The organism is Streptomyces sp. NPDC050388 (assembly GCF_040655635.1).
Lineage (GTDB): Bacteria > Actinomycetota > Actinomycetes > Streptomycetales > Streptomycetaceae > Streptomyces.
On the sequence record NZ_JBFAKH010000023.1, the window covers coordinates 71,761 to 92,006 of the forward strand.

The window sequence follows — 20,246 nt, forward strand, 5'->3', positions numbered from 1 at the left end:
GCATGCGCGCCGATACGGGCGCGAGAACCCGGCCGGGTGAGCCGGGTGACACGTCTCAGCCGGGATACGGCGGAAAGGCCGCGGTCAGTTCCCGTACGTCCGCGCGGGCCCGGGCGGGCTCGGTGCCGCCCCGGAGGACGCTCGCCAGCAGGCCCGCGATCAGTGCCATCTCCGGCTCCCCCATGCCCTGCGTGGTCACCGCCGCGGTGCCCAGGCGCAGCCCGCGGTCGTCGGCGTGCGGCAGCGCGCAGCAGTCCAGGACGATCCCGGCCCCCGCCAGCAGGCCGCGGGCCTCGCGTCCGGCGACGCCGAGCGGGGCGGGGTCGGCGGTGATCAGATGGGTGTCGGTGCCGCCGGTGGTGACGATCAGTCCCTCGTCGGCCAGTGCGGCGGCGAGTGCCCGCGCGTTGGCCACCACCCGGTGGGCGTACACGGTGAACGCCGGTGTGGCCGCCTCCCCGAACGCGACCGCCTTGGCGGCGATCGTGTGCATCTGCGCCCCGCCCTGGGTGAAGGGGAAGACGGCACGGTCGATACGCTCGGCCAGTTCCGCGCCGCACAGGATCATGCCGCCGCGCGGCCCGCGCAGCACCTTGTGCGTGGTGGCGCAGACGACGTCCGCGTACGGGACCGGGTTCGGGGCCGCTCCCCCGGCGACCAGGCCGATGGGGTGCGCGGCGTCCGCGATGAGGTAGGCGCCGACCTCGTCGGCCACCTCGCGGAAGAAGGCGTGGTCGATGTGGCGCGGATAGGCGATGGAGCCGCACACGATCGCCTTGGGCCGGTGCGTACGGGCCAGGGTGCGGACCTGGTCGCGGTCGATGAGCCCGCTCTCCGCGTCCACGCCGTAGCCGATGAAGTCGAACCAGCGGCCGGAGAAGTTCGCGGGCGAGCCGTGGGTGAGGTGGCCGCCGTGGGGCAGGCCGAGGGCGAGGACGGTGTCTCCGGGGCGCAGCAGGGCGGCGTAGGCGGCCAGCACGGCGGACGAGCCGGAGTGCGCCTGGACGTTGGCGTGGTCGGCGCCGAACAGCGCCTCGGCACGCTCCACGGCGAGGCGTTCGGCGACGTCGACGATCTCGCAGCCGCCGTGGTGGCGGGCGCCCGGGTACCCCTCGGCGTACTTGTTGGCCAGCGGGGAGCCGAGGGCGGCCAGCACGGCCGGCGAGGTGAAGTTCTCGGCGGCGATCAGCTGGAGCGTGGTCGCCTGCCGCTCACGCTCGCCGAGCAGGATCTCGGCGATCTCGGGGTCCTGTCGGCGCAGAACCCCGAACTCGCCCTCGAGGGCATGGGTGACCGTCATGGTGGGCTCCCGGACGTCGACGCCGGCGTACGACCAATGTAGGCCCGCCACCCCCGGGCCGCCCGGCCGCCGCGCTCTCCCGGGGTGCCGGACGCCACCCGGAGAGCGGCGGGCGGCCGCCTCGCAGCCACCCCCGCCCCGACAGCCCGTACGGAGCCCGCCCGGACGACCGGACGGCCCGCCACACGGTGGCGGTGTGAGCGGCCCGGGACCGTGGCGCCCGGGGCAGGGGCCCCGCACCCCGGGCAGGACACGGTCGGACGCGCGATCCGGGCGGAGCGGTCAGGCCCGGGTCGGGACGCCGGTGAGGGCGGTGACGACCGGGTCCAGGGCCTGGTGTATCTCGTCGCCGATGGAGCGGAAGAGGGGCAGGGGTGCCCCGTACGGGTCGAAGACCTCGTCCGCCTCGGCGGTCGGGGCCAGCAGCCAGCCGCGCAGCGCGGCGGCGGCGCGGACCAGGGCGCGGGCGCGCATGACCAGGCCGTCGTCCAGCGGGGGCAGCGTCGCCGGGTCGATCGCGTTCACCAGGCGGGTGAACTCCTTCAGGGTGAAGGTGCGCAGGCCCGCCGAGTGGCCCATGGAGATGACCTGGGCGCGGTGGTCCCGGGTCGCGGTCAGGACCAGGTCGGCGCGGATGACGTGCTCGTCCAGCAGCTCACGGCCGACGAAGCCGGAGGCGTCCGCGCCGAACTCGGCCAGCACGGTCTCCGCGTGCGTCTCCATCGGCGCGCCCTCGTGACCCCAGGTGCCCGCGCTCTCCACGATCAGGCCGCAGCCCAGGATGCCCAGCCGCTGGTTCACGAAATGCCGGGTCAGCCGCTCGGTGATGGGCGAACGGCAGACGTTTCCGGTGCTGACGTGGAGGATGCGGAAGCTGTCGCGCGGAAACCCGAAGGTGGTCGTCTCCTCCGCGCCGCTCTCCCCGTTGCCTATGCCACGCCCCGACTCGGGCGCCGTCAATTCGCCACCTCGAGGTCGGGTACCACTTTGCGCAGCTCCTCCGGGGAGACGGCGCCTTCGCGCAGCAGTACGGGCACGGGGCGCGTGACGTCGACGATCGACGAGGGGACGATGCCCGGGGTGGGCCCGCCGTCGAGGTAGACGGAGACGGAGTCGCCGAGCATGTCCTGCGCCGCGTCGCAGTTCTCCGGCGCGGGGTGCCCGGTCAGGTTGGCCGAGGAGACGGCCATCGGGCCGACCTCGGTGAGCAGTTCGATGGCGACCGGGTGCAGCGGCATCCGTACGGCGACCGTGCCCCGGGTGTCCCCGAGGTCCCACTGGAGGGACGGCTGGTGCCGGGCGACCAGGGTCAGCGCGCCCGGCCAGAAGGCGTCGACCAGTTCCCAGGCCTGCTCGGAGAAGTCGGTGACCAGGCCGTGCAGGGTGTTCGGCGAGCCGATGAGCACCGGTGTGGGCATGTTGCGGCCGCGTCCCTTGGCCTCCAGGAGGTCGGCGACGGCCTCCCCGGTGAACGCGTCCGCGCCGATGCCGTAGACCGTGTCCGTCGGCAGCACCACGAGCTCGCCACGGCGGACGGCGGACGCGGCTTCACGCAGACCGGTCGCGCGATCGGTCGCGTCGTTGGTGTCGTATCGCCGAGCCATCTGGCGGGCCTCCTCGTACACGTGCGGCTGGGGGTGGATGAAGTCTGCGGGGGGCTCACGGGACCGCCTTGCGGGCGGTGGCGAACCGGGGCCGGTTGTTCAGGTCGGGGTGGTCGGCGGCGTCGGTCCAGCCGCGGTCCTCGGCGAAGATCCACGGCACCTGGCCGCCCTGGGTGTCGGCGTGCTCGACGACGACCACCCCGCCGGGTCGCAGCAGCCGGTGCGCGGTGCGTTCCAGGCCGCGGATGAGGTCGAGGCCGTCCTCGCCGGAGAACAGCGCCATCTCGGGGTCGTGGTCGCGCGCCTCGGGGGCGACGTACTCCCATTCGGTGAGCGGGATGTACGGCGGGTTGGAGATCACCAGGTCGACCTGGCCGTCGAGGTCCGGGAAGGCCGTCAGGGCGTTCCCCTGGCGCAGTTCGACCCTTGACCCCTCCATGTTCTTGCGGGTCCACACCAGGGCGTCCTCGGACATCTCCACGGCGTACACCCGGGACCGCGGGACCTCCTGGGCCAGTGCGAGCGCGATCGCGCCCGAGCCGGTGCACAGGTCGACGACGCACGGCTCGACGACGTCCATGGCCCGTACCGCGTCTATGGCCCATCCGACGACCGACTCGGTCTCCGGGCGCGGCACGAACACCCCTGGCCCCACCTGGAGTTCGAGGTAGCGGAAGTAGGCGTGCCCGGTGATGTGCTGGAGCGGTTCGCGCGCCTCGCGGCGGGCGACGACCTCCCAGTACCGGGCGTCGAAGTCGGAGTCCTTCACCTGGTGCAGCTCGCCGCGCTTGACTCCGTGCACGAACGCGGCGAGCTCCTCCGCGTCGGTGCGCGGCGAGGGCACGCCGGCGTCGGCGAGCCGCTGGGTGGCCTGGGCCACCTCCGTGAGCAGCACGCTGCGGGGGTTCGGGGGGCGCCCCCCAAATGGTTGCTGCACGCTGGTCCTCCGGACTGTCTACGAGAGTTACGCTGCGGCGAGCTTGGCAGCCGAGTCCGCGTCGACACAGGCCTGGATCACCGCGTCCAGGTCGCCGTCCAGGACCTGGTCCAGGTTGTACGCCTTGAACCCGACGCGGTGGTCCGAGATGCGGTTCTCCGGGAAGTTGTAGGTACGGATCTTCTCGGAACGGTCGACGGTGCGGACCTGGCTGCGACGGGCGTCGGAGGCCTCCCGTTCCGCCTCCTCCTGCGCCATCGCGAGCAGCCTGGAGCGCAGGATACGCAGTGCCTGCTCCTTGTTCTGCAGCTGGCTCTTCTCGTTCTGGCAGGAGGCGACGACCCCGGTCGGGATGTGCGTGATGCGCACGGCGGAGTCGGTGGTGTTGACGGACTGCCCACCGGGGCCCGAGGACCGGTAGACGTCGATCCGCAGATCGTTCGGGTTGATCTCGACGTCGATCTCCTCCGCCTCGGGCGTCACCAGGACGCCCGCCGCGGAGGTGTGGATACGGCCCTGCGACTCGGTGGCCGGCACCCGCTGCACGCGGTGCACGCCGCCCTCGTACTTCAGCCGGGCCCACACGCCCTGTCCGGGCTCGGTGGCGCCCTGGCCGCCCTTGGTCTTCACGGCGACCTGGACGTCCTTGTAGCCGCCCAGCTCCGACTCGGTGGCGTCGATGATCTCGGTCTTCCAGCCGACGCGCTCGGCGTAGCGCAGGTACATGCGCAGCAGGTCTCCCGCGAACAGGGCGGACTCGTCGCCGCCCGCGCCCGCCTTGACCTCGAGGATGACGTCCTTGTCGTCGCTGGGGTCGCGCGGGACCAGCAGGAGCCGCAGCTTCTCGGTCAGCTCCCCCTGCTGCTGTTCCAGGTCCTTGACCTCGGCGGCGAAATCCGGGTCGTCGGCGGCCAGTTCACGCGCGGCTTCGATGTCGTCGCCCGTCTGCTTCCAGGAGCGGTACGTGGCGACGATCGGGGTGAGCTCGGCGTACCGCTTGTTCAGCCTGCGCGCGTTGGCCTGGTCGGCGTGGACCGACGGGTCGGCGAGCTTCGTCTCCAGGTCGGCGTGTTCGGTGACGAGTTCCTCGACGGCCTCGAACATCTTGGGCTCCTGCTACTGCGTGGGAAGGGGAAGGCGGGCGACCAAAAACGCCGGTCCCGGCGGGCGCCCCCGAAAGGAGGCGCTGCCGTGGACCGGCGATGGGTGGCTCGCTACTTCTTGGAGCCGGAGGCCTTGCCGAAGCGGGCCTCGAAGCGGGCCACACGGCCACCGGTGTCGAGGATCTTCTGCTTGCCCGTGTAGAACGGGTGGCACTCGGAGCAGACCTCGGCCCGGACGGCGCCGGACTCGATGGTGCTGCGGGTCGTGAACGACGCGCCGCAGGTGCAGCTGACCTGCGTCTCGACGTACGCGGGGTGGATGTCGCGCTTCAAGGTGTCTCCTAGATCGGGGAGGGCGCCGGGTCGCCACCACGGGATGCGGGAGCGTGAACCGGAGCCGACGTACCAGTCTGCCAGGACTGGGGCCATCCCCCAAAACCGGGGGCGGCCGTCGTTTGTTCCCGGGAGCGGGTCCGGCTCGCGACGCCGGAGCCCGAGGATCGCTCGAGGCGTGCTCAAGAGGCGCTGACGACGCCCTCGGCCCCACCCGTGGCCGTGTCCGCCGTCGCCGAGCGCGGGATCGGCCCGTCGTTCCTCAGGGCCTCCCAGACCAGCCGCGCCTTCTCCTTCCACGGCAGGACGCGGTTGGGGGCGGCGGGGTCGTAACGCACCGGCATGGTCACCATGTCCATGTCCCCGGGGCCGATGCCCTTCAGGCCGCCGACGAAGGAGACCAGGGAGTTCACCGAGCCCAGGCCGGAGTCGGTGGTGACGGTCCTGGTGACCGTGTCGGCGATGTCGTAGAGCTTCCTGGGATCGGTGAGGAGGCCGACGTCCTTCACCTGCCGGACCAGGGCCCTGAGGAAGGCCTGCTGGATCTGGATGCGGCCCAGGTCGGAGCCGTCGCCGACGCCGTGCCGGGTGCGCACCAGGCCGAGGGCCTGTGCGCCGTCGAGCCGGTGGGTGCCTGCCGCCAGCTCGAGGTGGCTGTCGGGGTCGTCGATGTCCTCGGTGGTGGTGACCTCGACGCCGCCCAGTTCGTCCACGATTTTCCGGAAACCGGTGAAGTCGACCTCCAGGTAGTGGTCCATGCGCAGGTCGGTCATCGACTCGACGGTCTTCACGACGCAGGCGGCCCCGCCGGTGGCGTACGCGGAATTGAACATCACACCGTTCGCGGCGGGGTGGGTGCCGCCCTCGGTGTCGGTGCACTCGGGCCGGTCGACGACGGTGTCCCGCGGGACGGACACCACGGACGCCTTCCGGTGCCCCTCGTGGACGTGCACGATCATCGCGGCGTCGGAGCGGGCGCCGCCGTCGTCGGCACCGCCGCCGAGCTTCCGGTTGCCCCCGGAGCGGCTGTCGGAACCGAGGACGAGGACGTTCTCGGAGCCGTTGCCGGCCTTCTCTGGCCGGTCGGTGCCGAGGAGGCGGTCGATGTCGATGCTCGTGAGGTTGCCGTTGAGTCTGACGTACACGTATCCGGCGCCGGCGCCGCCCAGGACGAGGACGGCCGCGGCGGTCCAGGCCATGGCCTTGAGACCGCTGTGCCGCCTGCCGTGCGGCGTGCGGCGCCTTCTCCGGGCCGGTGGGTCGGCCCCTGGTGTGCTCTCCGCGGACATGCGCTCCTCAGCTCCTGCCCGGTCGGTCACCTCTGCCTCCGGTGCCGGACCCGGCCGGATGACGACCCCGTACAGCAACCATCGTCCCGCCGTACCCGTCGTTCCGCCGCCCGGCCGGAGGGAGAGACCGGCCCGGGGCCGCACGGCACCCGGGCCCGGCCGTTGCACGGCCGGGCCCGGGTGTTCCGTTCAGGAGCGGTGAGCACGGCGCTCACCTGCGGTGTCCCGCGCCGTCAGCCGAAGATGCCGTACTGCTGGAAACCGGTACCGACGGAGATCCTGGCGGCGAAGATCCCGCTCGTGGCCTTCCCGGTGCCCTTGTACAGGTACAGGGTGCCGCCGGGGGTGCGGGCCAGGAAGTCGGCCTTGCCGTCGCCGCTGACGTCGCCCACGGTGGCGAAGGCGTTGTACGTCTTGCTGCTCCAGGTGCGGACCTTGACCCGGCCGGAGAAGGCACCGGTGCCGGCCTTGCCGGTGCCCCGGTACAGGTACACCGCGCCGGTGCTCTTGTGGCGGGCGATCAGGTCGGTCTTCCCGTCGCCGTTGAAGTCGCCGTGGCCGCGCACGGAGTTGTACTGGTTCCAGCCGGAGCCGACCTTCACGCGGGCGGAGAAGGTGCCGTTGCCCTTGCCCGGGTAGATCCACAGCACACCGGCGGAGTCCACGGACAGCAGGTCGGGCAGGTAGTCGCCGGTGACGTCACCGGGGGCGACGATGCGGGTACGGGACTTCCAGTTGTCGAAGATGCGCTTGGTGGACCAGGTGCCGCTGGAGATCACGTACCGGGTCCAGTAGACGGCGCCGTCGCTGCTGCGCCGGTACACCAGGTCCTGGTACCCGTCCCGGTTGAGGTCGGTCTGCAGGACGACGTTGACGCCCTTCCAGTTGCCCCAGGACTCGCGGGCGGCGAAGGAGGAGCCCTTGGAGTCCATGGAGTAGCCGGTCCCCGTCGAGGACTTGCGCACCCACAGGTCGGCGCGGTGGTCGCCGCTGATGTTGGTGTCGTCGACGCGCGCGTAGGCGGCCCCGACGTAGCTGCTCACCTTGGCGAAGACGCTGTAGGCGCCCTTCTCGACGCAGTCCCTCACGCCCCAGGAGACGACGCCGACGATCCGGTTGTTCACGACCAGCGGGCCGCCGGAGTCGCCGTTGCAGGCGGAGGTGGTGCCGCTGTCGGTGCCGGAGGCGGGCTTGCCCGCGCAGACCATGTGGCCCTTGACGAAGTCGGCGCCGTAGGTGCGGGCGCACGTGGCGTCGGACTGGATGGGCAGCGTGGCCGCCTTCAGCGTCTCGGAGACGGCCTGGCTGGTGGAGCTGGTGCGGCCCCAGCCGTAGACCTTGGCGCTCTTTCCGGCGGCGTAGGAGGCGGTGTCGCCGGAGGTGGTCATGCGGATCGGGGTGGCCTTGACGGGACCGGGCAGGGTGAGCACCGCGATGTCGTTGTCGATGGTCGTCGCGTTGTACGACGGGTGGTTCCACTGACGCCAGACGCCGGAGACGGTGCCGCCGCGCAGGTTTCCGTCGGCGGAGGGGAGCTGCGCGGTCCCCGTGACGACGGCGCCGTTGGCGTTCCAGTTGTATCCCTTGACGCAGTGCGCGGCGGTGAGGATCTTCGTCGGGGCCACGACGGCACCACCGCAGAAGAAGCCGATGTCGTCGCTCGTGCGGCTGGTGCCCCGGTCGTCGTAGTAGTGGAGCTGCGCCATCCAGGGCGCAGAGGTGATGGCGGTCGTGCTGCCACCGATGATCTTCGCGTCGATGACGGAGCCGCTGCTGCCGGTGCCGGTGGTGGTGCTCTTGCTCAGCGACGACCGGTTCGCCCGGCCGGCGGTGTCGTCACCGGCGAGCGCGCCGGCGACGCGCTTCTTCAGCTCGGCCGGTGACGGCGGGCTGAACGCCGGGGCGGCGGTCGGCTGCGGCTGCGGCAGTGCGGTGGCGGCGCCGGCGGACGAGGTCAGCAGTGCGGCGGTGACGGCCGCGGCGACGCCGGCGGCGGCGACGGGCAGCGCGATTCTGACCCGGCGTCTGTGCCGACCGCCCCCGGACATGGAAGTACCCACGCAAGTCCCCCCTCGGGATCGGAAGTTCGGGTCGCGATGTGAAGATCGGCCCGGAACAGCGTGATCGTACACCTGTCCGAGTACATACAAAGGGCCGCTCCCCTCGGAGGGGAGCGGCCCTTGTGCCGGGCGGAGCCGAGGTGGGGTGGACCGACGTCAGTCGCCGTTGCCCGGTGTCGGCGTCGTCTTCTGGATCTGCAGCAGGAACTCGGCGTTCGACTTCGTCTGCTTCATCTTGTCGAGGAGCAGTTCGATCGCCTGCTGCGAGTCGAGCGCGTGCAGCACCCGGCGCAGCTTCCAGACGATGGCCAGCTCGTCACTGCCGAGCAGGATCTCCTCCTTGCGGGTACCGGACGCGTCGACGTCCACCGCGGGGAAGATGCGCTTGTCGGCGAGCTTCCGGTCGAGCTTGAGCTCCATGTTGCCGGTGCCCTTGAACTCCTCGAAGATCACCTCGTCCATGCGGGACCCGGTGTCCACCAGCGCGGTGGCGAGGATGGTCAGCGAGCCGCCGTCCTCGATGTTGCGGGCCGCGCCGAAGAAGCGCTTCGGCGGGTAGAGCGCCGTCGAGTCGACACCACCGGAGAGGATGCGGCCGGAGGCCGGGGCGGCGAGGTTGTACGCACGGCCCAGACGGGTGATCGAGTCGAGCAGCACGACGACGTCGTGACCCAGCTCCACCAGGCGCTTGGCGCGCTCGATGGCGAGTTCGGCGACCGTGGTGTGGTCCTCGGCCGGACGGTCGAAGGTCGAGGAGATGACCTCGCCCTTCACCGACCGCTGCATGTCGGTGACCTCTTCCGGACGCTCGTCGACGAGGACGACCATCAGGTGGCACTCGGGGTTGTTGTGCGTGATCGCGTTGGCGACCGCCTGCATGATCATGGTCTTGCCGGTCTTCGGCGGGGCCACGATCAGACCGCGCTGGCCCTTGCCGATCGGCGACACGAGGTCGATGATCCGCGTGGTGAGGACACCGGGGTCGGTCTCCAGACGGAGGCGGTCCTGCGGGTACAGCGGGGTGAGCTTGTTGAACTCCGGGCGGCCGCGGCCGTGTTCGGGCGCCATGCCGTTGACGGAGTCCAGGCGGACCAGCGCGTTGAACTTCTCGCGGCGCTCGCCCTCCTTGGGCTGACGCACCGCGCCGGTGAGGTGGTCGCCCTTGCGCAGGCCGTTCTTGCGGACCTGGGCGAGGGAGACGTACACGTCGTTCGGGCCGGGCAGGTAGCCGGAGGTCCGGATGAACGCGTAGTTGTCGAGGATGTCGAGGATGCCCGCGACCGGGATCAGGACGTCGTCCTCGGCGATCTGCGGCTCCTGCACCTCGTCGCGCCCGCGCCGGCCGCGACGGTCGCGGTAGCGGCCGCGCCGACCGCGACGGCCTCCGCCGTCGTCGTCGTAACCGTCGTCCTGACGGCCGCCCTGCTGCTGGCTCTGCTGACGCCCCTGACCGCTCTGGCCACCCTGGGTCTGCTGCTGGTCGTCGCCCCTGTGGCGACGGTCACCGCGGTCTGCCCGGTCGCCCCGGTCATTGCGGCCGCGGTCACGGCGGTCGCGGCGGCGCCCGTCGTGGCCGTCGTGGCCGTCGTGGTCGGACTTGGCGTCGCCCTGCGACTGCTGCGACTGGGCCTCGGTCTTCGTCTCGTCCTGCGGCTCGGTCTTCGCCTCGACGGCGGTCTTCTCCGACACGGTGGCCGGAGCGCCCGCCTCGGCGGTGACGCGACGGCGGCGCTCGACGGGAGCGGCCTCGGCGGCGGGGGCCTGCTCGGCCGGCGCGGAGGCCTTCGGCGCCGTCTGGCCGGGGATGTCGATCTGCTGCTGGGCCGCGGTGTCTTCGGCGGCGGCCTGCTTCTTCTCGGCGGTCTCACCCGTACGGGTCCGGGAGGTGGCGCGGCGCTTGGGCTTGGCCTCCGCCGCCTCGGCCGGGGCCTCGCTCTTCGGCGCGGCGGCGCCTGCTCCCGCCTGCGCCTCCTTGATGACCTCGATCAGCTGACTCTTGCGCATACGCGCGGTGCCCCTGATACCGAGGCCCGATGCGACCTGCTGAAGCTCGGCCAGCACCATGCCTTCGAGGCCGGTACCGCGGCGCCGCCGGGAGCCGGCACCGCTGGCAGGCGCGGAAGCGTCCGTGGCGGGCGCGGCAGCGGTCTCCTCGACACGTGCGCCCATCAGATCGGTGGTGTCGCTCACGAAGGGTCCTTCCCTGGAGCGGACGTCGGCCTGTCTGGCTCGGCGACCGGTTGTGCTGTCCGGCTTCGGTCCTTACTGTGCGAACCGTGCCGGGGCGGTTGTCCGCCGGAACGGCGGGAGAAATTTCTGGTGATGGCGCTTGCCGAGCCGTGACATCCAGTGTCACGTGGCGCGGTCGCACCGGTTCCGGAGCGTGCTCGGCGGGCCGTTCAGTGTTCGCGTGCGACGCACTGTCCGCGTACGGCGCAGAGAACACGGTGTGGCTTGGGGAGCTCCCGGAAGAATGTCTGTCCCGAACGGGGACACGAGGCACCTCGCCGTGGTGGGGTCGGGTGCAGACTTGAGGTTAACACTACCGGATCCAACAAACATTCCCCCTCTCCTCATCCGGCAACCGTGTGTCAGGCGGCAAGCGGAAGCACGCTCGCTCCCTGCAGATCGAGACGGAGCCGGTTGGCGGCCCAGTCGGCGCCGGCCAGTGCTTCGACCTTGTCGGCGGTGTCGGCGTCGGCCAGCGCCATGACGGTGGGCCCGGCACCGGAGATCACCGCGGGGACGCCGTCCGCGCGCAACCGCTCCACCAGGGCCGCGCTCTCGGGCATGGCGGGGGCCCGGTAGTCCTGGTGCAGGCGGTCCTCGGTGGCGGGCAGCAGCAGTTCGGGACGCCTGGTCAGAGCCTCGACGAGCAGGGCGGCACGGCCCGCGTTGGTGGCGGCGTCGACGTGCGGCACGGTACGCGGCAGCAGGCCGCGGGCGGTCTCGGTGAGGACGGGTCTGGCCGGCACGAAGACCACCGGGACGATGGATTCGGCGGGCTCCAGCCTGATCGCGCGGGCCGCACCGCCCTCCATCCAGGAGAGGCTGAAGCCGCCCAGCAGGCAGGCGGCGACGTTGTCGGGGTGGCCCTCGATCTCGGTGGCGAGCTCGAGCAGCGCGGTGTCGTCGAGCTTGGCCTCGGCGCCTATGGTCACGGCGCGGGCGGCGACTATGCCGGCGCAGATGGCGGCCGAGGAGGAGCCCAGGCCCCGGCCGTGCGGAATGCGGTTGGCGCAGACGATCTCCAGGCCGCGCGGCTGTCCGCCCAGCAGGTCGAAGGCGGTGCGCAGGGAGCGTACGAGCAGGTGCCTCTCGTCGCGCGGGAGGGTCTCGCCGCCCTCACCGGCGATGTCGATGTGCAGCCCGGCGTCGGCCACCCGGACGACCACGTCGTCGTACAGGCCCAGCGCGAGGCCCAGGGCGTCGAAGCCCGGACCGAGGTTGGCGCTGGTGGCGGGGACGCGCACCCGGACGGCGGCGGCGCGGAACGCGGGACCGGCCATCGCTCGTTGACTCTCCTTGAGCTGGTGACTGTCGTGGGAACTGGGCGACTGTCGATTGAGCTGGTGACCGTCGAATCACATTCGACGGCGTACGAAACCCGGGGATCGCCGCCGACCGGGGTGGCCGGCCGCCTTCCGCGCCTTTCGGGGGTCGCTTCCGGACCACGGGGACGACGCGGTACCGCGGCATATGCGGCGGGTGGGTTGAGTACAGCCTATCGAAGGACGGTTCCGTGTCGACATAGGGCGCACGGGAGGCGCACGATGCGTGTCGCAAGCCCCCTGTGCACCCCCCGTGGGAAACCTCCCCGGGCAAGCGCCCTCTTACGCCCTTCCTGCCGTCCGACGCGGCGGCCGCGGGGCGCGGAGGGCGCCGAAGGGGCCGGGGGCGCGCGGGCCCCTCAGCCCCCTCGGCCCTGTCAGACCAGCCCGAGCCGTTCGGCGGCCGCGGCGGCGTCCACCGGGACGGTGACCGGTTGCGGGGCGCCGGCGACGGCCCAGTCCGGGTCCTTCAGCCCGTTGCCGGTGACGGTGCACACGATCTTCTGCCCCGGGTCGACCTTGCCCTGCTCGGCGGCCTTCAGCAGACCGGCGACCGACGCGGCGGACGCGGGCTCGACGAAGACGCCCTCCTGCGAGGCCAACAGCCGGTAGGCGCGCAGGATCTCACGGTCCGTCACCTCGTCGATGAGGCCGCCGGACTCGTCCCGCGCGGCGAGCGCGTACTGCCACGAGGCCGGGTTGCCGATCCGGATGGCGGTGGCGATGGTCGCCGGGTCCTTGACGACCTCGCCGCGCACGATCGGGGCGCTGCCGGAGGCCTGGAAGCCCCACATGCGCGGGGTCCGGGTGGCCACGCCGTCGGCGGCGTACTCCCGGTAGCCCTTCCAATAGGCGGTGATGTTACCCGCGTTGCCCACCGGGAGGACGTGGATGTCGGGGGCGTCACCGAGCATGTCCACGATCTCGAAGGCGGCCGTCTTCTGACCCTCGATACGCACCGGGTTGACCGAATTGACCAGCGCCACGGGGTAGTTGTCGCTGAGCGCGCGGGCGAGGGTGAGACAGTCGTCGAAGTTGCCGTCGACCTGGAGGATCTTCGCCCCGTGCACCAGGGCCTGGCCCATCTTGCCGAGCGCGATCTTGCCCTGCGGCACGAGCACCGCGGAGACCATCCCGGCGCGCACGCCGTAGGCGGCGGCGGAGGCGGAGGTGTTGCCGGTGGAGGCGCAGATGACGGCCTGCGCACCCTCCTCCTTGGCCTTGGAGATGGCCATGGTCATCCCCCGGTCCTTGAAGGACCCGGTCGGGTTGGCGCCCTCCACCTTGAGGTGGACCTCGCAACCCGTGCGCTCGGAGAGCACCTGCGCGGGCACGAGCGGCGTACCGCCCTCACGGAGCGTCACGACCGGCGTGGTGTCGGCGACCGGCAGCCGGTCCCGGTACTCCTCGATGATTCCGCGCCACTGGTGGGTCATTGCTGGTTACTCTCCTTCAACCCGCATGATGCTGGCGACACCGCGCACGGTGTCGAGCTTGCGCAACGCCTCGACGGTGCCGCCGAGGGCCGCGTCGGACGCACGGTGGGTGACGACGACGAGGGAGGCCTCCCCGTCCTTGCCCTGCTGGCGAACCGTGTCGATCGAGACGCCGTGCTCCGCGAACACGGTCGCGACCTGGGCGAGAACGCCCGGCTTGTCGGCCACGTCGAGGCTGATGTGGTAGCGCGTGACGACATCGCCCATCGGCGAGACCGGCAGCGCCGCGTAGGCGGACTCGCCCGGTCCGGTGGCCCCGCCCAGCCGGTTGCGGCAGACGGCGACGAGGTCGCCGAGCACGGCGGAGGCGGTGGGCGCCCCACCGGCGCCGGGCCCGTAGAACATCAGCTGCCCGGCGGCCTCCGACTCCACGAACACGGCGTTGTAGGCGCCGCGCACCGAGGCCAGCGGGTGGGTGAGCGGGATCATCGCCGGATGCACGCGCGCGGTGACGGAGGCGCCGTCACCGGCCCGCTCGCAGATGGCGAGCAGTTTGATGGTGCAGCCCATCTCCTTCGCCGAGGCGATGTCGGCGGCGGTGACCTCGGTCATGCCCTCGCGGTGGACGTCGTCGAGCCGCACACGCGTGTGGAAGGCGATTCCGGCCAGGATGGCGGCCTTGGCGGCGGCGTCGAAGCCCTCGACGTCGGCGGTGGGGTCGGCTTCCGCGTACCCGAGGGCGGTGGCCTCGTCGAGTGCCTCCTGATAGCCGGCGCCGGTGGTGTCCATGGCGTCGAGGATGAAGTTCGTCGTCCCGTTGACGATGCCGAGCACCCGGTTGACCTTGTCACCGGCGAGCGACTCGCGCAGCGGCCGGATCAGCGGGATGGCACCGGCGACGGCGGCCTCGTAGTAGAGGTCCTTGCCGTGCTCCTCGGCGGCGGCGTGCAGCGCGGCGCCGTCCTGGGCGAGCAGCGCCTTGTTCGCGGAGACCACGGACGCGCCGTGCGCGAAGGCGGTGGTGATCAGCGTCCGCGCGGGCTCGATCCCGCCGATGACCTCGACGACGACATCGAGGTCGCCCCGTTTGACGAGGGCGGTGGCGTCGGTGGTGACCAGCTCGGCCGGGATGCCCTCACGCACCCGGTCGGGGCGCCGCACGGCGACCCCGGCGAGCTCCACCGGGGCGCCGATGCGGGCCGCGAGGTCGTCGGCCTGCGTCGTCATGATGCGCGCCACCTCTGAGCCGACCACTCCACAGCCCAGCAGCGCCACCTTCAGCGGACGCGTACGCATCATCCGACCTCGTTTCCCGATTACCGTCTCGATTGCACCAGTCTCACTCACCGGACGGAAGTTTCTGCCCTTTGTCCGGATCGTGAGACATCAATTTCGTTGCGAAGCCCGCGAGAACCGAAGATCTTCCGCCTCCCTCTCCCGCGTCCCCTCGCGCCTTCTGTTCTTACCTCACCCGACGTCGAGACGGAGGAGGTCCTCCTCGGTCTCGCGCCGGACGATCACCCGCGCCTCGCCGTCCGCGACGGCGACGACGGGCGGGCGGAGGACGTGGTTGTAGTTGCTGGCCATCGACCGGCAGTACGCCCCGGTGGCCGGTACGGCGATCAGGTCGCCCGGCGCCAGGTCCCCCGGCAGGAAGGCGTCGCGCACCACGATGTCCCCGCTCTCGCAGTGCTTGCCGACGACCCGGCTGAGCATCGGCTCGGCGTCGGAGCGGCGGGAGACGAGGGCGACGCTGTACTCGGCGTCGTACAGCGCGGTGCGGATGTTGTCCGACATCCCGCCGTCGACGGAGACGTAGGTGCGCAGGCCCTCCAGCGGCTTGACGGTGCCGACCTCGTACACCGTGAAGGCGGTCGGCCCGACGATGGCACGTCCCGGCTCCACGGAGATGCGCGGGACGCTGAGGCGGGCGGCCTCGCACTCCCGGGTGACGATCTCGGTCAGCGCCTTGGCGATCTCGTGCGGCTCGCGGGGGTCGTCGTCGCTGGTGTAGGCGATGCCGAGACCGCCCCCGAGGTCGATCTCGGGCAGTTCGACGCCGTGCTCGTCGCGGATGTCCTTGAGCAGCCCGACCACCCGGTGCGCGGCGACCTCGAACCCCGACATGTCGAAGATCTGCGACCCGATGTGACTGTGGATGCCGATGACCTCCAGCCCGTCCAGCCGGAGCGCCCGCCGCACGGCCTCGGCGGCCTGCCCGCCGGCGAGCGGGATCCCGAACTTCTGGTCCTCGTGGGCGGTGGCGATGAACTCGTGCGTGTGCGCCTCGACGCCGACGGTGATCCGGATCTGCACCCGCTGCCGGATGCCGAGCGACTGCGCGATGTGCGCGACCCGGACGATCTCCTGGAAGGAGTCGAGCACGATCCGTCCGACACCGGCCTCGACGGCCCGGCGGATCTCCGCCACGGACTTGTTGTTGCCGTGGAAGGCGATCCGGTCGGCGGGCATGCCGGCGGACAGGGCGGTGGCCAGTTCCCCGCCGGAGCAGACGTCGAGGTTCAGCCCCTCCTCGTCGAGCCACCGCACGACGGCCCGGGAGAGGAACGCCTTGCCGGCGTAGAACACGTCGGCGTCGCTCCCGAAGGCGCTGCGCCAGGCCCGCGCGCGGGCGCGGAAGTCGGTCTCGTCGAGGATGTAGGCGGGGGTGCCGAACTCCTCGACGAGCCGTGTGACGGGAATCCCGCCGACGGTGACCACACCGTCCTCGTCACGGCTGACGGTCTGCGCCCACACCTTCGGGTCGAGGGCGTTGAGATCGGCGGGCGGTGCGGAATAGTGCCCCTCGGGGAGGACGTCGGCGTGACGGGGTCCGGCGGGGTGTGCGGAACGGCTCATTCTTCGCGTGCTCTCTCACAGATGGTCGGGTGCGTCGATGCCGAGCAGGGTCAGGCCGCCGGCCAGCACCGTCCCGGCGGCTTCGGCGAGCGCGAGCCGGGCGCGGTGGGCGGCCGAGGGTTTCTCCTCACCGAGGGGCAGCACGGCGGGGAGCAGGGGCTGCGTGGCATCGGCGACGGTGACGAGGTGCCGGGCGAGCCGGTCGGGGGCACGGTGCCGGGCGGCAGCGGCCAGGACGCGGGGGTGGTCGGCGAGGGCGGCGAGCAGGGGCTGGGTTCCACTCACGCCGACGGGGCCGGGCTCGGGCCCGAACCCGAGGTCGACGGCGTTGCGCAGGAGGGCACGGGTGCGGGCGTGGGCGTAGCGCACCCGGAAGAGGGGGTTGCTCTCCCGCTGGACCAGGTGCTCGCCGGTGATCCGGGGCCGGTCGTGCGACGCGGGCCGGAGCAACGCCCACCGCGCGGCGTCCCGGCCGAGGGGCAGCGGGTCGCCGGGGGCGGGCACGGGCCGGACGTCGACGCGCAGGGCGTCGTACTGGCCGCCGTTCTCGCTGCTGTCGAGGACGACCCCGAGACGGGCCGAAGCGGCGTCCCACTCGGGCGCGGAGGCCGGTGGATCCCAGCTGGTCCGCACCACCACACCCTGGGACCGCAGGATGCGAGCGAGGGCGTCGACCTGGACGAGGGCACGCACCTCGGCGGCCCCGTGCAGCAGCACCCGCTCCCGGCTCCCGCTCCTCCCCCCGTCCAGATGCCCGTAAGGAGCGCCACCGGAGCCGCTTGCCCCCAGGATCTCCTCCACGAGGGCGACGGGAGCGGTCCCCCGCAGACTGATGTTGATGAACCCGGGCCCGGTGACGACGACGTCGCTGATGCCGCCGGCCTGAAGGAGCCGGGCCCGCAGCACCTCGGCGACATGCCGGGGCGTGTGCCCGGCCGGGCCGGCCAGCTGGAGCGCGACGTTGGTGGCGTACTCCCCGCACCCCCCGGGCCCCGGCGGCGCGACGGCGACCCGCTCGGGAACGGTCACCCGCAGCTCCCCTTCGTCGACGGCACGACGCACCGCGTGCAGCACGGTGCGGGAGAGCTCGACGGGGGTCACGGGACAAGCGTAGGGGAGGAGGGGGGTGAGAGGGCGAGCCGGTTTACCGGGAGTCCGCCATGTGGACGCCCCGCCGGACAGACCGCCCGTCCCGCTACCCCCCGGCGTGCCCGGCAGCCCGCTCGGCACCGCCGACACCACGGCCACCGTCCCTGTCCCCACCGCTTCCGCACCGCCGCCGCTCGACCAACCGCCGGACCACCCGCACGAGTTCACCGGGCTCGAAGGGCTTGGCGAGGAAGGCGTCGATCCCGACCTCAAGCCCGCTCTCGACCTCGTACCGGGTACAGGCACTGATGATGGCGAGCGGAAGCTCACAGGTACGGGGATCGGAACGCAACCGGGCCGCGGTCCTGAGCCCGTCCAGCCGCGGCATGGCGACATCGAGGGTGACGAGGTCGGGCCGCACCTGATGGACGACTTCCAGACACTCGGCACCATCGGCCGCGGTCACGACCTCGATGCCCTCAAGCTCGAGATTGACCCTGATCAACTGCCGGATGACCTTGTTGTCGTCCACAACAAGAACCCGGCGCGACGCCCCTGGCACAACTCGAGAGTAGGTCGAGACCGGCCACCGCGTCCGCGTTTTCCCGACTTCCACCCTCAAGGACGCCCCCGCAAGCACCCAGGGTGACGCCCTCCGGGAAACGGGTTCCTCCCCACCCCTCCAGAACTGGTACTGTTCTACCCGTCGAAGCGATCACCGCAACCGACACGCCCCCGTAGCTCAGGGGATAGAGCAACGGCCTCCGGAGCCGTGTGCGCAGGTTCGAATCCTGCCGGGGGCACCCTGCATGAGGTGCCCAAAGACCCCGTCACCAGCGGAAACGCTGAGGCCGGGGTCTTCGCGTATGTGCAGCCGTATGCCGTCCGAAGCGACCGTATGTCGGGGTCCGTGGACGAGGCGTGGACGGGATCTTGAAGCGTCACCGCAGGTGAGAAAGGCTTCCTGGAGCCAGGCAGAGCTGTTCCTCTTTCTCGCTGTCCCGGTCTTGGACCATACGCCGAGGGTGAGGATCATCGCGTGACTGAGGAGGTTGTCATGCTGTCTTCAGTCGCCGACTGCGGGCAGACAAGTGGACGAGTTGGGGGATCTCGTGGATGTGACCACACTTGCCGTCGCGCTCATCAGCGTCGGAGGAACGCTCGGCGGAACTCTGGGTGGGGCAGTGCTCAGCCAGCGCGCCAGCCGAGAGCAGAATGAGCGTGCTGATCGTGAACGGGAGCAGGAGCGCCATGAGCAGGTACTGCAAGCCAAGCGCGATCTCTACGCCGATTTGAACACAACGGCTCGCGCCTACCGTGTCGCTGCCCGAGACGCCGTCCGAACAGCCGAGCGCGGCGAAAGTATCGACCCGGCGGTTCTCGACGCCGCCAAGGAAGCCTGGGCCGACCAGTACTCTCAGGCGCAGATGGCACTGACGAAGGACGTCCTGCAAGTAGCCTCAAAGCTCAACAGGGCACTCGGAGTCGGGTACTCAGTCGTCAAGCAGTTGCCGAGCAGCCCCAACCTCAACGAGGCGTATGAGCGCGCGAAGGCGTGGTTCAGCGGCCCCCTGTCCGATGGTGTGTACCTGCTACGGGTCACCCTGCGACATGACCTCGGCGTCGAAGTCGACCCCCACTTCGAGCAGACTCGTACGCGGATACTCACCACGCTCGACAGCGCGAGAAAAGACCTTGAGCGCCTACTCGCAGCAGAGCGCTCCCACGCCCCCGGATCACGTTGACGCACAGGGCAAGCGACGAGGCCCCTGACGCGGTGCCAGGGGCCTCGAACTCGTTCAGGCGGATTCACTCGTACTCGCGAAGCAGGTCCTCGATGCGTCGGTTGGCGACGTCCTGCCGTCCGTCGAGACACTTCGCGTAGCGGGTCAGCAGGACCTCCACGCTGTTGCCGGCGCGTTCGGCAACCTCGGTGGGATCGACTCGGGCCAGGACTGGGAGGATGAGAGGTAGGATAAGTGGCATGAGCGAGCCCACCGGCAAGTACTCGATCACCATGCCGCGCGACATCGCTGAAGCCGCCAAGGCCCGCAGCGGCCGCTCCGGCCTGTCCGCCTATGTGGCCGCGGCCGTCGCCCGCCAGATTGAACGGGACAACCTCAATGAGCTGATCCAGGTGGCCGAGGCCGAGCACGGACCCATCACAGAAGAGGAGATCCAGTCCCTACGGGACCAGCTTCACCAGGCACGCGAGCAGCAGACGCAGGACGGAGCGAACGCAGCGTGACCCGTTCCCCCGCCGTCCCCGGCGGCACCCTGGTCCTCGACAGCGAAGGGCTGGCCAAGGCTGTCCTGCGCGACCGCACAGTGACCAGCTGGCTCGCCCTGGCCCGTGCCGATGACCTGCGTGTGATCACTTCGGCAGCCACCCTCGTAGAAGTAGTCCATCCCCGGATCAACCGTCCGGCGCTGGAGTGGGCCCTTTCCCGCCTCGTCGTCGAACCTGTCACCGAGCCGATCGCCCGGCACGCCGCCGCGCTCCTCTCCGACGCCGGCCTCCACGGCCACAAGTACGCCATCGACGCCATGCTCAGCGCCACCGCCCTCACCGCGCCCGGCTCCGTCACAGTCCTCACCTCCGATCCTGATGACATCGCAGCGCTATGCGGTGGACGTATCACAGTGATCAAGGTCTGACGGCATGTGTCGAGCGCCCGAGACCAG

General features: G+C 71.2%; 18 protein-coding genes, 1 tRNA gene and 1 pseudogene. 4 read left to right on the forward strand and 16 right to left on the reverse strand.

The features are described 5' to 3' along the window. Positions 1–55 precede the first annotated feature (55 nt). The 15 genes from glyA to AB0I73_RS15860 form a co-directional block, all read right to left on the reverse strand. The gene (glyA, locus tag AB0I73_RS15790) at positions 56–1,300 is read right to left on the reverse strand and encodes a serine hydroxymethyltransferase (protein WP_363037628.1); all 1,245 of its coding nucleotides are present in this window, start codon (positions 1,298–1,300) and stop codon (positions 56–58) included. Positions 1,301–1,582: 282 nt separating this feature from the next. Next, positions 1,583–2,260 (reverse strand): protein-tyrosine-phosphatase, encoded by a 678-nt coding sequence (locus AB0I73_RS15795; protein WP_202277424.1) that lies wholly within the window; start codon positions 2,258–2,260, stop codon positions 1,583–1,585. After that, positions 2,257–2,904, reverse strand: a complete 648-nt coding sequence (locus AB0I73_RS15800) for an L-threonylcarbamoyladenylate synthase (RefSeq protein WP_202277425.1) — start codon at positions 2,902–2,904, stop codon at positions 2,257–2,259. The genes AB0I73_RS15795 and AB0I73_RS15800 overlap by 4 nt, the downstream gene beginning before the upstream one ends. A 55-nt stretch (positions 2,905–2,959) precedes the next feature. Then, complete coding sequence (gene prmC / locus AB0I73_RS15805; protein ID WP_109378027.1) at positions 2,960–3,799, reverse strand: peptide chain release factor N(5)-glutamine methyltransferase; 840 nt, start codon at positions 3,797–3,799, stop codon at positions 2,960–2,962. A 69-nt stretch (positions 3,800–3,868) separates the two neighbouring features. Continuing rightward, positions 3,869–4,945: a peptide chain release factor 1 gene (prfA, locus tag AB0I73_RS15810; RefSeq protein WP_363037631.1), complete on the reverse strand. Its 1,077-nt coding sequence runs from the start codon at positions 4,943–4,945 to the stop codon at positions 3,869–3,871. A gap of 110 nt (positions 4,946–5,055) precedes the next feature. Next, complete coding sequence (rpmE, locus tag AB0I73_RS15815; protein WP_363037633.1) at positions 5,056–5,277, reverse strand: 50S ribosomal protein L31; 222 nt, start codon at positions 5,275–5,277, stop codon at positions 5,056–5,058. 182 nt (positions 5,278–5,459) lie between these two features. Further along, positions 5,460–6,566, reverse strand: coding sequence for an LCP family protein (locus AB0I73_RS15820; RefSeq protein ID WP_363037635.1), 1,107 nt, complete (start codon positions 6,564–6,566; stop codon positions 5,460–5,462). Between the two features lie 233 nt (positions 6,567–6,799). Further along, entirely contained in the window at positions 6,800–8,614 is a 1,815-nt protein-coding gene (locus tag AB0I73_RS15825) for a trypsin-like serine protease (RefSeq protein ID WP_363037691.1), read from the reverse strand. Positions 8,615–8,782: 168 nt separating this feature from the next. After that, positions 8,783–10,816 (reverse strand): transcription termination factor Rho, encoded by a 2,034-nt coding sequence (gene rho, locus AB0I73_RS15830; RefSeq protein ID WP_363037637.1) that lies wholly within the window; start codon positions 10,814–10,816, stop codon positions 8,783–8,785. Positions 10,817–11,217: 401 nt separating this feature from the next. Then, complete coding sequence (gene thrB / locus AB0I73_RS15835) at positions 11,218–12,135, reverse strand: homoserine kinase (protein WP_363037639.1); 918 nt, start codon at positions 12,133–12,135, stop codon at positions 11,218–11,220. A gap of 419 nt (positions 12,136–12,554) precedes the next feature. Next, positions 12,555–13,613, reverse strand: coding sequence for a threonine synthase (gene thrC, locus AB0I73_RS15840; protein ID WP_109378034.1), 1,059 nt, complete (start codon positions 13,611–13,613; stop codon positions 12,555–12,557). 6 nt (positions 13,614–13,619) lie between these two features. Beyond that, the gene (locus tag AB0I73_RS15845) at positions 13,620–14,912 is read right to left on the reverse strand and encodes a homoserine dehydrogenase (protein ID WP_363037642.1); all 1,293 of its coding nucleotides are present in this window, start codon (positions 14,910–14,912) and stop codon (positions 13,620–13,622) included. A gap of 168 nt (positions 14,913–15,080) precedes the next feature. Next, entirely contained in the window at positions 15,081–16,472 is a 1,392-nt protein-coding gene (gene lysA / locus AB0I73_RS15850) for a diaminopimelate decarboxylase (protein WP_363037644.1), read from the reverse strand. Between the two features lie 15 nt (positions 16,473–16,487). Beyond that, complete coding sequence (nrtL, locus tag AB0I73_RS15855) at positions 16,488–17,573, reverse strand: ArgS-related anticodon-binding protein NrtL (protein WP_363037646.1); 1,086 nt, start codon at positions 17,571–17,573, stop codon at positions 16,488–16,490. A gap of 94 nt (positions 17,574–17,667) precedes the next feature. After that, positions 17,668–18,177 carry a response regulator gene (locus AB0I73_RS15860; protein ID WP_363037693.1) on the reverse strand — a complete coding sequence of 170 codons (510 nt, stop codon included), beginning with the start codon at positions 18,175–18,177 and terminating at the stop codon, positions 17,668–17,670. A gap of 115 nt (positions 18,178–18,292) precedes the next feature. On the opposite strand from AB0I73_RS15860, the gene AB0I73_RS15865 reads away from it, so the two are divergent. Both AB0I73_RS15865 and AB0I73_RS15870 read left to right on the forward strand, forming a co-directional pair. Next, a tRNA-Arg gene (locus AB0I73_RS15865) sits at positions 18,293–18,364 on the forward strand. Between the two features lie 315 nt (positions 18,365–18,679). Next, positions 18,680–19,306 carry a hypothetical protein gene (locus AB0I73_RS15870; protein ID WP_363037648.1) on the forward strand — a complete coding sequence of 209 codons (627 nt, stop codon included), beginning with the start codon at positions 18,680–18,682 and terminating at the stop codon, positions 19,304–19,306. Between the two features lie 64 nt (positions 19,307–19,370). Here AB0I73_RS15870 and AB0I73_RS15875 read toward each other — a convergent pair. Further along, a pseudogene (locus AB0I73_RS15875) lies at positions 19,371–19,511 on the reverse strand (site-specific integrase); the annotation flags it as partial. A 34-nt stretch (positions 19,512–19,545) separates the two neighbouring features. On the opposite strand from AB0I73_RS15875, the gene AB0I73_RS15880 reads away from it, so the two are divergent. Both AB0I73_RS15880 and AB0I73_RS15885 read left to right on the forward strand, forming a co-directional pair. Continuing rightward, complete coding sequence (locus AB0I73_RS15880; RefSeq protein WP_363037650.1) at positions 19,546–19,809, forward strand: CopG family transcriptional regulator; 264 nt, start codon at positions 19,546–19,548, stop codon at positions 19,807–19,809. Beyond that, on the forward strand, positions 19,806–20,219 hold the full coding sequence (locus AB0I73_RS15885; protein WP_363037652.1) for a PIN domain-containing protein: 414 nt from the start codon (positions 19,806–19,808) through the stop codon (positions 20,217–20,219). The genes AB0I73_RS15880 and AB0I73_RS15885 overlap by 4 nt, the downstream gene beginning before the upstream one ends. The last annotated feature ends 27 nt before the right edge of the window (positions 20,220–20,246 follow it).